The organism is Microbacterium algeriense (assembly GCF_008868005.1).
GTDB classification, from domain to species: Bacteria; Actinomycetota; Actinomycetes; order Actinomycetales; family Microbacteriaceae; genus Microbacterium; species Microbacterium algeriense.
This window is the reverse complement of the sequence record NZ_WAAO01000002.1, coordinates 437537-451379: the sequence shown is the minus strand read 5'-3', so window position 1 is coordinate 451379 and position 13843 is coordinate 437537. Positions and strand designations below refer to the sequence as shown.

General features: G+C 71.0%; 11 protein-coding genes. 6 read left to right on the top strand and 5 right to left on the bottom strand.

What is annotated here, in order from left to right:
• Positions 1-70: 70 nt before the first annotated feature.
• Entirely contained in the window at positions 71-1954 is a 1884-nt protein-coding gene (locus tag F6A08_RS09720) for a chorismate-binding protein (RefSeq protein WP_151459351.1), read from the top strand.
• Positions 1955-1981: 27 nt separating this feature from the next.
• On the opposite strand, the gene F6A08_RS09715 is transcribed toward F6A08_RS09720, so the two are convergent.
• On the bottom strand, positions 1982-3295 hold the full coding sequence (locus tag F6A08_RS09715; RefSeq protein WP_026049847.1) for a M50 family metallopeptidase: 1314 nt from the start codon (positions 3293-3295) through the stop codon (positions 1982-1984).
• Positions 3296-3360: 65 nt separating this feature from the next.
• Here F6A08_RS09715 and F6A08_RS09710 point away from each other — a divergent pair, with 65 nt between their 5' ends.
• The 3 genes from F6A08_RS09710 (at position 3361) to F6A08_RS09700 (ending at position 6433) form a co-directional block, all read left to right on the top strand.
• The gene (locus F6A08_RS09710) at positions 3361-3945 is read left to right on the top strand and encodes a hypothetical protein (protein ID WP_151459350.1); all 585 of its coding nucleotides are present in this window, start codon (positions 3361-3363) and stop codon (positions 3943-3945) included.
• Between the two features lie 96 nt (positions 3946-4041).
• The gene (locus F6A08_RS09705) at positions 4042-4716 is read left to right on the top strand and encodes a YcnI family copper-binding membrane protein (RefSeq protein WP_017203113.1); all 675 of its coding nucleotides are present in this window, start codon (positions 4042-4044) and stop codon (positions 4714-4716) included.
• Positions 4717-4810: 94 nt separating this feature from the next.
• Positions 4811-6433 (top strand): Mur ligase family protein, encoded by a 1623-nt coding sequence (locus F6A08_RS09700; protein ID WP_192576743.1) that lies wholly within the window; start codon positions 4811-4813, stop codon positions 6431-6433.
• A 25-nt stretch (positions 6434-6458) separates the two neighbouring features.
• Here the strand turns inward: F6A08_RS09700 and dxr are convergent, their stop codons facing one another.
• Positions 6459-7541 carry a 1-deoxy-D-xylulose-5-phosphate reductoisomerase gene (dxr, locus tag F6A08_RS09695; RefSeq protein WP_017203115.1) on the bottom strand — a complete coding sequence of 361 codons (1083 nt, stop codon included), beginning with the start codon at positions 7539-7541 and terminating at the stop codon, positions 6459-6461.
• Positions 7542-7579: 38 nt separating this feature from the next.
• A complete protein-coding gene (locus F6A08_RS09690) occupies positions 7580-8542 on the bottom strand; it encodes an FKBP-type peptidyl-prolyl cis-trans isomerase (RefSeq protein WP_124895343.1) in 963 nt (320 codons plus the stop codon).
• Between the two features lie 123 nt (positions 8543-8665).
• On the opposite strand from F6A08_RS09690, the gene F6A08_RS09685 reads away from it, so the two are divergent.
• A complete protein-coding gene (locus F6A08_RS09685; RefSeq protein WP_017203117.1) occupies positions 8666-9445 on the top strand; it encodes a lysophospholipid acyltransferase family protein in 780 nt (259 codons plus the stop codon).
• Positions 9446-9457: 12 nt separating this feature from the next.
• Here F6A08_RS09685 and F6A08_RS09680 read toward each other — a convergent pair whose 3' ends face one another.
• Positions 9458-9952 carry an OsmC family protein gene (locus tag F6A08_RS09680; RefSeq protein ID WP_124895342.1) on the bottom strand — a complete coding sequence of 165 codons (495 nt, stop codon included), beginning with the start codon at positions 9950-9952 and terminating at the stop codon, positions 9458-9460.
• Between the two features lie 67 nt (positions 9953-10019).
• Between F6A08_RS09680 and F6A08_RS09675 the strand changes: the two genes are divergently transcribed.
• Complete coding sequence (locus tag F6A08_RS09675; protein ID WP_151459348.1) at positions 10020-11015, top strand: asparaginase; 996 nt, start codon at positions 10020-10022, stop codon at positions 11013-11015.
• Position 11016: 1 nt separating this feature from the next.
• Here F6A08_RS09675 and F6A08_RS09670 read toward each other — a convergent pair whose 3' ends face one another.
• The gene (locus tag F6A08_RS09670; protein WP_151459347.1) at positions 11017-13785 is read right to left on the bottom strand and encodes an FtsK/SpoIIIE domain-containing protein; all 2769 of its coding nucleotides are present in this window, start codon (positions 13783-13785) and stop codon (positions 11017-11019) included.
• Positions 13786-13843: the final 58 nt, after the last annotated feature.

The window sequence follows — 13843 nt, the reverse complement described above, 5'->3', positions numbered from 1 at the left end:
CACGAATCCAGACCGCCTCCGGGGCGGTCTTTTCGTTGCGCCGAGCCGGAGCACTGCACAGGAGACATCGATGACCCTCTCACGACTGGCCGAGCTCACCGCGGATCCCACGGCATCCTTCGTGCTGATCGCGCGCGACAGGGCGGACACGGTCGAGCTCCTCTCGGGCGAGGTCGCGGACGTCGATCTGCTCGCCGACATCCCCCTGACGATCGACGGCACACCGCGCGAGGTCTTCGCCCTGGTCCCCTACCGGCAGGTGCGCGAGCGGGGCTTCGTGGCCCAGGACGACGGGGCGCCCCTGCGCTGCCTGATCGTCGATGAGCACGGCGAGATCGAGACGTCTGCGCTCGTGGATGCGCTCCCGAGTGCACCGGTGCCACTGCACGACGACGGCTTCGACATCGCCGACGAGGAATACGCCGCGATCGTCGAGGAGGTCATCGCCGAGGAGATCGGACGCGGCGAGGGTGCGAACTTCGTGATCCGTCGCGACTTCACCGCGAGCATCGACGTCGACGACCGCACGGCTGCCCTCACCTGGTTCCGCGCGCTGCTGACACACGAGCGCGGGGCCTACTGGACGTTCGCCGTCTTCACGCCCGGACACATCGCCGTCGGTGCGAGCCCCGAGGCGCACGTGGTCGCCCGCGGCGGCGTGGTCACCATGAACCCGATCTCCGGCACCTTCCGCCACCCGGCGGGGGGAGCCACCCGGGAGACGCTGACCGATTTCCTCTCCTCGACGAAGGAGACGGAGGAGCTGTTCATGGTGGTGGACGAGGAGCTCAAGATGATGAGCGCCGTCTGCTCCGACGGCGGCCGGATCACCGGTCCGCACCTCAAGGAGATGTCGCGCCTGACCCACACCGAGTACATGCTCCGCGGACGCAGCGCGCTCGACCCGCGCGACATCCTCCGGGAGACGATGTTCGCCCCGACCGTCACGGGCTCGCCGATGCAGAACGCGTGCGCCGTGATCCGGCGACACGAGCGGAAACCGCGCGGCTACTACTCGGGGGTCGCCGCACTGTTCACGCCGAACGCGGAGGGCGGCCACGACGTGGATGCGCCGATCCTCATCCGCACGGTCTACCTCCAGGACGGCACCCTCAGCGTGCCGGTCGGCGCCACGCTCGTGCGCCACTCCGACCCGCTGGGCGAGGTCTCCGAGACCCACGGGAAGGCCGCAGGGGTGCTGGGGGCGATCGGGGCCATCGACCGCGACCGGGTCGCCGAGGCGCGCAGCGACGCCGATGCACCCGGTGAGACCCGCGCCCTCGCCGACGACCCGGTGATCGCCGAGCTGCTGTCATCCCGCAACGCCCGTCTCGCCGAGTTCTGGCTCAACCCGCAGGGCGAGGACTTCACGGGACCGTTCGCGGGCCGCACCGCCCTCGTCGTGGACGCCGAGGATCGGTTCACGACCATGCTCGCGCACCAGTTGCGCCATCTCGGCCTCGGCGTGACGATCGCACCATGGAGCGAGGTCGCCGATGCCGATGTCGACGCGGCCGACCTCGTCGTCGCCGGACCAGGGCCCGGGGATCCCCGGGACACGGCGAGCCCCCGCATCGCCCGCATGCGGGACATCGTCGCCCGCCGTCTCGACGCCCGGGCACCGCTGCTCGCGGTGTGCCTCAGCCACCAGATCCTCGCTGATCGGCTCGGGATCGCGTTGACGCCGCTCGACTCGCCGCACCAGGGACTGCAGAAGTCGGTGCCGGTCTTCGGCGAGAAGGCCTCGATCGGCTTCTACAACACCTTCACTGCCCGCGTCGTTCCCGGAACGGAGCGCGTCGCGGGGGCGGAGGTGTCGGCCGACAGTGGCTCGGGCGACGTGTACGCCCTCCGTGGCGCGCACTTCGCCTCCGTGCAGGGGCATCTGGAGTCGATCCTGTCGCGCGACGGCATCCGGACCCTCGAGCGTCTCGTCGCGCACGCCGTCGCCTGATCACTGCAGCGCGCCAGGAACGCGCGCTCAGCCCAGCAGCTTCACCGGGTTGAACAGATCGGCGACCAGGAGCAGGGCGCCCATGCCGATCAGCAGCACCGCGACGACCACCGTCAGCGGTACGAGCTTCGTCGCATCCACGGGCGCGGGGGGCGGTCGCCGGAAGAGCTTCGCCCACACTCGCCGAACGCCCTCCCACAGCGCCACCACGACGTGTCCGCCGTCGAGGGGGAGCAACGGGATGAGGTTGAAGACGAAGAGCGCGACGTTCAGCGAGCCGAGCAGGCTCAGCAGGATCGCGAAGCGGTTGAGCACGGGCGCGTCCGTCGCGGCGACCTCTCCGGCGAGGCGCCCCACACCCACCACACTGAGGGGGCCGTTCGGGTCGCGCTCGCTCCCGGTCACGAGCGACACCCCGACGTCCCACAGGCGCACGGGCAGCGTGACGATCAGGGAGGCCACCCGGGAGACGTTCTCGGCAGCGAGCTGAGGGCCGGCGGTCAAGGGCTGCTGCACGTACCCCATCTGCGCCCCCATGCCGACGTAGCCGACCTCCTTGACGACGGGATCACCGGCGTCGTCGAGCACGGGCTGTCCGCTCGCGTCCGTGAGGGTGCGCTCGGCGGCGATCGGCGTGATCGACAGGGTCTTCTCCTCGCCCGCGCGCCGCACCACCATGTCGAGCGTCTCCCCGGGAGCGGCCTGGACGATCGCGGTCGCCTCCGCGAAGGTCGACACGGGTCGCCCGTCGATCGAGACGAGAACGTCACCCGGCTGGATCCCCGCTTCAGCCGCAGGCGACGGCGGGTCGGCCGACGTGCACTCGGTCGCGGTGGAGGACGCCGGCACGACGCACTCGTTCACCGAGGCGATCGTCGTGGTCCCCTGCTGCACGCCGATCCCGGAGACGAGGACCGTGAAGATCACGACGGCGAGGAGGAGGTTCATCAGCGGTCCGCCGAGCATGACGATCACGCGCTTCCAGACGGGGAGACGGTAGAAGACCCGGTCCTCCGCGCCCTCCGCGATGGTCTCGTCGTTCGCGGCCCGCGCGTCCTGGATGAGCGATCGGAACACCCCGGACGCCGGCCCCGTGCTCTTCGACGGGGGATACATGCCCGACATCGAGATGAACCCGCCCAGCGGCAGCATCTTGAATCCGTACTCGGTCTCGCCGATCCGCTTCGACCACAGCCGAGGACCGAAGCCGATCATGTACTGACCGACGCGCACGCCGAAGAGCTTGGCAGGGACGAGATGGCCGACCTCGTGCAGACCGATCGAGAGGCCGAGGCCGATCAGCATGAACACGATGCCCGCCACGTAGAGCACGATTTCCACGTGCCAACGCTAGTGCCCGCAGCTAGGAATCCGCCCGGCGCCGTCCGCGCGGCTAGGCTTGCCGTGTGAACGCCCGGCAGCTGCGACTCGTCCGCGCTGCGGCCGTATCCTCCGTCGCCACGCTGATCGCCGCGGTCTCGCACACTCTCGGCGGCGGATCCGCGCCCGCACCGCTGCTGATCCTGGCCGTCACGACGCTCCTGACGCCGCTGTCCGCTCTGCTCGTGGGGGCGCGCCGGTCACGGGGACGTGTCGCACTGGCCGTGCTCATCGCTCAAGGCGCGTTCCACGTCGTCTTCCAGGTCCTCGGCTCCCCGAGCGGGTCCGGCGCCGCCTCCGCTCTCGGGCATTCCCACCACGTCGATCTGAGCCTGCTCGGCCCCGCGTCGGCCGCGACCGCACCCGGTGCCCTCATGCTGCTGGCGCACGCCGTCGCGGCGGTGCTCACCACGCTCCTGGTGTGGCACGGCGAAGGGCTCCTGCGCGCCGTCGCGCGCTGGGTCGAGGCGCTCCTCCTGCAGGCCGTCGCGTTCGCGTCGTCGGATCATCCCCGACCGCGGCCGCTGCGTTCGCTCCCGCTTCTCTCGATCGACGCCGCCGTCGCCGCGGCGGTGTCCAGACGCGGTCCTCCTCCGCTCGCCCGCGACTGACCGTCGCACCGGAACCCGTCGCCCATGGGCGGCATCACCCTTTCGCGGGGCCGTTCGTCGCGCCCCGCTCATTCCGAGCAATCAGGAGAATCCCGCATGTCCCGCAACACCTCTACCCGTACCCGCCGCACCGCCATCGCCTCCGCCGGCATCCTCGGCGGCGCCGCCCTCGTTCTCGCCGTCCCCGCGATGGCCGGCGCGCACGTCGGCGTCAGCCCCGACGAACTCGTCGCGGGCGACCACGGCGTTCTCACCTTCTCGTTCTCGCACGGGTGCGAGAACTCCCCCACCACCGCGCTCCGCATCACCATCCCTGACGGCCTCGCCTCGGTCGCCCCGACGATGGACGGCGACTGGGACATCCAGGTCGAGCGCGGCGATGACGGCCTGGTGAGCGCCGTGACCTACACCGCGCTCACCCCTGTCCCCACCGACCTGCGCGGAGCGGTCAGCATGTCGGTCGGCCTGGACGAGAGCACGCCCGAGTCCCTTGCGTTCCCCGTCGTGCAGGAGTGCGTCGAGGGCGCGACCGAGTGGACGCAGCTCGCGGAGGACGGGGAGGATCCGCACAGCCTCGAAGCTCCGGCCCCGGTCGTGACGGTCGCCGAGTCCCCTGCGGACGACGCTCACGGCGACCACGACGCGGCGGCGACGGACGGCGATGAGGCGACCACGAGCGATGTCGCGGGCATCGCTCTCGGCGCCGGCGGTCTCGTCGCCGGGATCTCCGCGCTCGTCGTGGCGATCCTCGCGTACCGTCGACGCGTCTGACGATCCGCACGGCTCCTCGCCCGCCGCATCCGAGCGCGCGAGGAGTCGTGCCGCAGAGGGGTTCGCCCTGAGGCCGTGAGATCATGGAGACGACATGTCGATTGAACAACAACCGAGCCTGCCTCCCGTGCTCCGCCCCGCGAACCCGCCCCGGCGTGAGCTGTCCGAACTCGCATCCCGTTTCGCCCGTGCCGTCCGCGGCGATGTCGACGGCATCGCCCTCACCGGCATCACCCTCGCCACGGCCGACCTCCGACCCGGCGAGGCGTTCGTGGCCATCCAGGGAGTGAACCGCCACGGCGCCGACTTCGCGGTCGCTGCCGCCGAGAAGGGTGCCGTCGCCGTCATCACCGACGAGGCGGGCGCGTCGATCGCTGAGGCTGCGGGCCTGCCGATCATCGTCGTCGATGACCCCCGAGCCGTGCTCGGCGACCTGAGCGCCTGGGTGTACGGCACCGGGGCGGACGACCCGCTCCCGCTGCTGTTCGCGACCACCGGGACGAACGGGAAGACCAGCACCTCCCACCTGCTCGAGGGGATCCTCGATCAGCTCGGCGTGGTCACCGGTCTCTCCTCGACGGCCGAGCGTCACATCGCGGGCGAAGTGATCGTGTCGCGGCTCACGACGCCTGAGGCGTCCGAGATGCATGCGCTCCTCGCTCTCATGCGCGAGCGGTCGGTCGAGGCCGTCGCGGTAGAGGTCAGCGCGCAGGCACTGTCTCGTCATCGCGTCGACGGCATCCGCTTCGACGTCGCCGGGTTCACCAACCTGAGCCATGATCATCTCGACGACTACGCCGACATGGAGGAGTACTTCGAGGCGAAGCTGCCGCTGTTCCGTCCAGACCGCGCCCGGCGCGGTGTCATCTGCCTCGACTCCCCCTCGGGGGCGGTCGTCGTGGAGCGCGCCGAGATCCCCGTCGTGACCGTCGGCACTCCCTCCATCGCCGCCGATCCCGAGGCCGCCGCCGCCGCGGACTGGGTCGTCGTGATCGACGAGGAGCGCGCGTCCGGCACGACGTTCACGATGACAGGACCCGCCGGATCGCTGACGACCACGGTGCCCGTGATCGGACCGCACATGGCCGCGAACGCGGCACTCGCGATCGTGATGCTGCTCGAGGGCGGGTACGCGTGGTCGCGCATCGTCGAGGCTCTCACGCGCGACGGCGGGATCCGCGCCTACCTCCCCGGGCGCACGCAGCTCGTGTCCGGTGAGGCCGGGCCGGCGGTGTTCGTCGACTTCGGCCACTCCCCCGACGCTTTCGAGAAGACCCTCGCCGCGGTGCGCCGGGTGACCCCGGGCAAGGTGCTGATGCTGTTCGGCGCTGACGGAGACCGCGACGCGAGCAAGCGGTTCGACATGGCCCGCACGGCCGTCGAAGGAAGCGACATCCTCGTCGTGACCGACCACCACCCCCGTTTCGAGGACCCCGGCTCCATCCGGGCCACTCTGATCGAGGGTGCCCGGCGCGCCCGCCCTGATGCCGAGATCCATGAGGCGTCCCCGCCCGAGAACGCCATCGTCACGGCGGTCGGACTCGTGGGCGAGGGCGACGCGATCCTCTGGGCAGGACCGGGGCACCAGGACTACCGCGACATCCGCGGCGTCCGCACCCCGTACTCGGCGCGAGAACTGGCCCGCCGGGCCCTGCGGGCGGCCGGCTGGCCGGTGCCCGACCCGAAGTGGCCCGTGCCCTATCCGGACGAGGACTGAAATCGGGAGGGGCTGCTCCCCCGGATCAGCCCTTCTCGATCAGTCGATCAGCGGTCGTCCGCGCCCACGACTCCGCGGCGGCGAGCGTCTCCACCGTGAGAGACTCCGGTGCGTCGTGGGCATCGACCACGCGGGCGATCGTGTCGACGATGCCGAGGAACGACAGTCGACCTTCGTGGAACGCATCGACGGCCTGCTCGTTGGCGGCGTTGTAGACCGCGGGGAAGGTCCCTCCCGCGCGTCCGACGGCCTTCGCGAGCGCGACGGAGGGGAACGCGTCGGCATCGAGGGGCTCGAACGTCCACGACGTGGCGGAGGACCAGTCCAGCGGCCGCCCCACCCCTCCGACACGGTGGGGCCAGTCGAGCCCCAGAGAGATCGGAAGGCGCATGTCCGGCGGCGAAGCCTGCGCGATCGTGGACCCGTCGATGAACTCGACCATGGAATGCACGATCGACTGCGGGTGCACGACGACCTCGATGTCGTCATAGGCGACGTCGAAGAGCAGATGCGCCTCGATCACCTCCAGGCCCTTGTTCACGAGCGTTGCCGAGTTGGTCGTGACCATGCGCCCCATGTCCCACGTCGGGTGCGCGAGCGCCTCGGCCGGTGTGACCTCCGTCAGCTCCGCCCGGCTGCGTCCGCGGAACGGCCCGCCTGACGCGGTCACCACAAGACGCCGCACCTCGGCGTGCGTTCCGGCGAGGAGCGCCTGCGCGAGCGCGGAGTGCTCCGAATCGACCGGGACGATCTGGCCGGGGGCCGCAGCGGCCAACACCAGCTCGCCGCCGACGATCAGCGACTCCTTGTTCGCGAGGGCGAGCGTGCGTCCGGCCTGCAGCGCGGCGAGGGTCGAGCCGAGACCGATCGAACCCGTGATGGCGTTGAGCACCACATCGGCCTCGACGTCGCGGACCAGCTGCTCCGCCTCCGCCGCGCCGAGCGCCGTGTGCTCGACCTGGAACTGGGAGGCCTGCTCCGCGAGCAGCTCGGCGTTCGAGCCGGCGGCGAGACCCACCAGCTCGAACCGACGAGGATTGGCGCGGATCACATCCAGGGCCTGGGTGCCGATGGAACCGGTGGAGCCGAGGACGATGACGCGACGCATACCGCCAGCCTAGGTCACCGCCTGCGGCGGCTCGTCCGCTACTGCTGTGCCTGGACCGGAGTCGTCGCCAGGATGTCGACGACGAACACGAGGCTCTCGTTCTGCAGCTCGTGCCCCTCGCTCGCCCCGTAGCCATCCGCCGGCGGCATCACGACGAGCACCTGCGAGCCGACCTTCTGGCCCTCGAGCGCCTTCTGGAAGCCGGCGACCACGCCGGTGGTCTGGAACTGCGCCGGCACGGCGTCACGGCTCCAGCTGGAGTCGAACTCCTTGCCGTCCGACCACTTCACACCGAGGTACTGCACGACGACGAGATCGCCCGACGAGACGGTGGCTCCGTCGCCCTGCTTGAGGACGGCCACCTTCGTCTCGGACGGTGCATCGCCGTCCGGGATCGTCACGGACGGTGCACCCTTGTCGTCGAGCTTGACGGTCGGCATTCCCGGGGTGGGGTCGACGGGAGTCCCCGTCGCGACCTCCGGCAGCTTCTCCACCGCCTCGGCGTAGACGACGACGTTGTTCTGGCCCTCACCGAGGACATTGCCCGGGAGGGCGAGCGCGATGCGGGAACCGAGGGGCTTGCACTCCAGCGCTGCCACGAAGAGCGAGGACTGGTTGGTGTCCAGAAGCACGGGCAGCACATCACCGTCGCCGCGGGCTGAGGAGTCGAGCACCTGGTTGTTCGTGGCGTCGACGATCTGGTACTCGACCGACACCAGGTCGTTGACGCCGATCTCCTCGCCGTCCCCTTCCGAGATGACGGTGCGCTCGACACCGGCGAAGGCCGCGTCGGCCGGGATCGTCACCTTGGTGTCGGCTCCGTCACCCTCCACGACGACCGCGTCGGACGTCGCGCCCGGCTGAGCGTCCAGGGCGCACTGGCTCGCGGCGGTCGGCTCCGGCGTGCCGGAGCTCTGCGGTGCACCGCTGCCGGAGCAGCCCGCCAGCAGGAGGGTCGCGGCGGCGACGGTGGACAGGACGATGAGCGGACGCTTGCGCACAGTGGGACCTCGGAATCGCGGGCGGGAACCTCCATCCTGCCCTATACCCCTTTGCCCGCGCTGGGAGACGCGGCGCGAGGCTTCATTCCCACTCCGGCATGGATCCGGGAGTAACCTGCTCTGATGACCTCCGAGCAGTCCGTCGAGCCCGAATCCTCGTCAGAAGAGACTGCGAAGCCCCGCCACGCCGGGTTCGCGTACACGCTCGGCCGGAGCCTCATCACGCCCCTGGCCCGCCTCGTCTACCGCCCGCGCATCGAGGGGCGCGAGAACGTGCCGCTGGATGGTCCCGTCATCTTCGCCAGCAACCATCTGTCGTTCATCGACTCCATCGCCATCCCGGTGGCGGCTCCCCGCCCCGTGCATTTCCTCGCGAAGTCGTCCTACTTCGAGGGAACGGGCTTCCAGGGCTGGATGAGCAAGACCTTCTTCGAGTCGATCGGCGCGATCCCGGTCCGGCGCGGTGCGGGCCAGGCGGCGCTCGACGCTCTGGACCTGCAGCGTCAGCTCCTCGACGAGGGGCTTGCGGTCGCGCTCTACCCGGAGGGCACCCGCTCCACGGACGGACGACTGTACAAGGGTCGGACGGGTGTCGCCTTCCTCGCGCTCCAGACCGGAGCCCCTGTGGTCCCCGTCGGACTCATCGGCACGGACAAGGTGATGCCGGTCGGCGCGAAGGTGCCGACGCTCAAGGAGCGCATCACCGTCCGCTTCGGCGAGCCGCTCGATCTGTCCCCGCACGGTCCCGCCACGAGCGGGCGCGCCCGCCGCCTCGCGACCGACGAGATCATGGCGGCGATCCACGCGCTGTCGGGCCAGGAACTCGCCGGAATCTACAACGAAGCCCCCGCCCAGAGCACGATCGAGAAGATCAAGCAGGCGCTCCCCCACGAGCGCCGCTGACCGCGCCGCCGCCTAGGCGAGAGCGGTCACCGTCGCCTCGTGCCGCACGGGGAAGTTCATCGAGTTGGCGATGAAGCACCACTCGTTGGCCTGCGCATGGGCGCGTTCGGCCGCTTCGATCATCGATGCCTCCGCCACGACCACCTCGGGACGCAGCGTCACCTCGACGAACGCCCCGCCCCCCTTTCCGTCCTCCCGCATGAATCCGGAGGCGGCGTCCCGGTACGAGACGACGACGACACCCGCCGTGACGCACGCGTGCAGGTATGACAGCAGGTGGCACTCGGAGAGGGAAGCCAGGAGAAGGTCCTCCGGATTCCATCGAGACGGATCCCCGCGGAACGGCTTATCGGACGACGCCAGAAGCTCCGGTTTGCCCGCCACCTCGATGGTGACGTCGCGGCGATAGTCGCGGTAGCCGCTGGTGCCGGTTCCGGTGTTGCCCGTCCAGGTGGAGGTGAGCGCGTAGTGGTGTTCCCCCAGGGCACGAGCTGTCGACTCTGTCATGCGCTCAGTCTGCCAGGAGGTGCCGACGCGGCACGAACGGCGGTGTCGGCGCGGTTAGAGTTGACGGGTGCTGGAGACTCTCACCATTCAGGATTCCGTGGAACTCGCCGTCGTCGAACGGAGCGGATTCGTCGAATCCCGTCATGCCGGCGCCGCCGTGGTGCTCTCGCCCGATGGGGATGTGCTGGCCCGTCATGGCAATGCGGACGCCCTGATCCTCCCGCGCTCCAGCCTGAAGCCGCTCCAGGCCGTCGCGTGCATCACCGCGGGCGCGAACCTGGAAGGCGAGCAGCTCGCGATCTCGACCGCGAGTCACACCGGGACCGACCGGCACGCGTCCGTGGTCCGCGACATCCTCACGGAAGGCGGGCTGACCGAGGACCACCTCGCCTGCCCGCCGTCATGGCCAGGGGATACGTCCACCCGTGATGAGCTCGTGCGCGAGCACGGTCAGCCGGCGCGCGTGCGCATGAACTGCTCCGGCAAGCACGCGGCCATGCTCCGCGCCTGTGTGGCGACGGGATGGTCGACGGAGGGGTATCTCGACCCCGCGCACCCGCTCCAGGCCCACATCCGCGACGTCGTCGAGCGCCTCACCGGGGAGAAGATCGCCCACACCGCGATCGACGGCTGCGGTGCGCCCGTGCACGCGGTCACGCTCACCGGTCTCGCGCGCTCGATCCACCGGATCGGCACGGCCTCCGATCGCTCGCCGTTCGCCCTGCATCGCGTGGCCGGCTCGCTGGTTCGGGCGGTGCGCGAGCACCCGTGGACACTGGAGGGTCCCGGTCGGCCGGACACCGTGGCGACGGAGCAGCTCGGAGTGTTCACGAAACACGGCGCCGAGGGCGTCATGGTGATGGTGGCTCCGAACGGGACGACCGTCGCCCTGAAGATGCTCGACGGAGCAACCAGGGCGTCCACCATCGTCGCCGCGACACTGATCGCGCGCGCCGGAGGGCTCGGTGACGCCGAGGTGGCCGCCCTTTCGGAGGCCCTCCCCCTCGCGATCTCCGGCGGTGGCAAGGACGTCGGGATGATCCGTCCCGGGGCAGGTCTCTGACTCACCCGTCACGACGACGTCGGGAACGCCCCTGTGTCCGGGGAGACAGCTCGGGGAGCACGACCCGTTCCGGCGGGCGGCTGCCCCGCACGGACCAGGCGCGACCCTCGTGGAGGCGTGCGAACGGCGGAAGGGTCCTGACGCCGACGAGCTGACGCAGATCGACCGGGTGCTCCGCACGGACCAGCACCTCCCCCTCCGCGCGGATGCGCTGCCAGGTCGACCAGTTGCGCTGCCACGTCTCGGCGTCCGCGACGAAGATGCGAGGCCTGTCCTTCGCTGACGGTTCCGCCCCGACGAGAAGCACCTCGCCGTGCGGGTGCGCGCGCTGCAGACGCTCTGCCGCCGCCGGCGCCCCGGGGCTCACGAGCGCCGTCGACGCAGCGCGCGGCGTCCACGTCGATTCCGCGACGCTCCGGTGCGCCCGGGGTACGTCGTGCTCGGACCAGACGAGCTGGACCTCCCTCTCCCCGATCGTGGCGCGCCCCGGAGTGCGCCGGCGCAGGAAGGCCGAGGCCTCTCCCCCCGCCGCGAGATGCTCGATCCGGTTGGGCATCCTCAGGACGGCGCGTTTCGGAACCAGGTCGAGGGCGCGCCCGAGCTGCCCCGCGCTGCGCCCCGCCGTCAGCACGAACAGCGAGCCGGGAGACGTGCGGAGAACCTGTTCCCAGCCCTGCGCGAGCTGCTGACCGTAGTCGGGCGGAAGGCTCGCCACGAGAGCGTCCACGTCGTCGGCCAGCACGACAGGCGGAGGCGACTCCTCGCCGCTCGCCCAGGCGATCACCAGATCCCAGACCACCTCCGCGTCGTCGGGCAACCAGAGCGCATCAGGACGCTGATCGGCGATCGCCCGCAGCACGGTCGTCTTCCCCGATCCTGCGCCGCCGACGACGACCAGCCCCCTCTCCTCGCCGGAGCGCAGGAGCTCCAGCGGCTGCTCCTGCCGATCGGGTTCGTCGGCGAGTCCGAGCACGATCTCGTCGACGCCCCCCGATCTCGCGGTGAGCTCCGCGAGCCCCACCCGCGTCGGGAGCGCCGGAAGCCAGGGACTGAGCGGACGTGGCGCCGCCGCCCAGCGCCCCGCGACGCGACTCACGTCTGCGGCACCGGTCAGCGCGATGCGGACGGGCACGGGCTCGGTGTCGGTCGGACGACGCATCAGCGCGACGCCGCGGGAGGCCGTGCCGCCCGGAAGCGACGCCGCGGCATCCGTCCCGATCATGAGCCGGCTGTCCGCGGCGTCGCCGACCCGCAGGCTGATGCGGAGCGGGCAGTTGGCCGCAAGAGCATCCCGCACGATGCCGGCTGCTCGTTGCGTGCCGAGGATGACGTGCATGCCCAGGGCTCGACCGCGGGCGGCGATGTCGGTGAAGACCGCGCCGAGGTCAGGATTCTCCGCCAGCAGGGCGGCGAACTCGTCGACCACGACTACCAGCCGCGGAATCGCCGCATCGCGCACATCGCGCACCCCCGCAGCGGCCAGCAGCCTCTCCCGGCGGCGCAGTTCCGCCGCCAGGCTCGAGACGCCCCGCCGCGCTCCCTCGTCGTCGAGGTCGGTGATGACCGCGGCGACCTGCCGGAGCTCGCGGAGCGGTTCGAAGGCCGTCCCGCCCTTGAAGTCCGCGAGCACGAAGACCACCCGTTCCGGGCCGTGCTTCGCCGCCATCGCCGCCACCCAGGTGACGAGGAGCTCGCTCTTTCCGGTGCCGGTCGTCCCGGTGACGAGGGCATGCGGTCCGTCGCCCACGATGTCGACGACGACCGGCCCCCGCGCGTCCCGGCCGATCACCGCCGCGAGGCCCTCGGCGTCATCCGGCTGCTCCAGTTGATCGAGAGCCACGGCCTCGGGGAGGCGCTCCGCGTCGTCGCGTCGTCCCGCCAGCTCGCCCGCGACGACGACGGCCTGCTCGCGCGACAGGCACTCGACGGCCACGTCGATCACCGCGTGCGGGGTGCGCACCGACGACAGCGTCGGCTCCGCGACGTCGATGACCGTCGTCGTCCCCTCGGGGACGTCGGCTCCGGGCGGCAGCATCAGAATCGCCGCATCCGCTGCCGACCGCGCTTCGTCGACCGCGCCGATGGCGACGCTCAGCCCGGAACCAGGGACCCGAGCGGCGTGGGGCAGCCCCGCGAGCCCGTACTCCTCCAGTCGCTCGCCGACGATCGTCAGCTGGGCCGGCCCGAAGCGCAGACAGAGCTGAACCGCCAGCGCTCGGGCCACCGCCTCCACGAGCGGCCGCGCCCCGCGCACGGAGATGCCCCCGCCGAGCGGAACGACGATCGGCGCCCTTTCGAGGACACCGGCTCTCATCCGGAACGAGCGCCCCCGCTCATCGTCGGCACCGCTGCAGCGAACAGCGCTCGAGACGCTCCCCGCGCCCACGACGATCGACGTGTCCGCGTCGGGCGGCCGCGTGCCCCGCAGAGGAGGCTGCGCCAGGCACCCCGCGACATCGGGAGCATGCAGCCACAGAGCATCCCTCTCCTCCTGGTGCCTTCTGACGAGCTCCGCCTCGACCGCCGCCCAGTCCCGTTCCGCCCGCGCTTCCCCTTCCCGACGGTCGCGTCGCCGATGACGTGCGGCGTCGACAGCGGAGGCGCCGATCATGAGCGGCCCCAGTGCCGCGAAGCACAGGGCGTACAGTGAGCCGGTCACGAGCCACAGCACCACGCCGCCGGCCACCGGAACGACGGCGGCGAGAAAGGGCAGCGGTGCGCGACGCGAAGGCGCGGGAGTCGTCGGGAGAGCGAGGGGAAGGGAATCCATGACCCCCAGTGCACCTCATGGCCGGCGCGGAGAACGGGCTGTCCACAAGCCCTGGCTG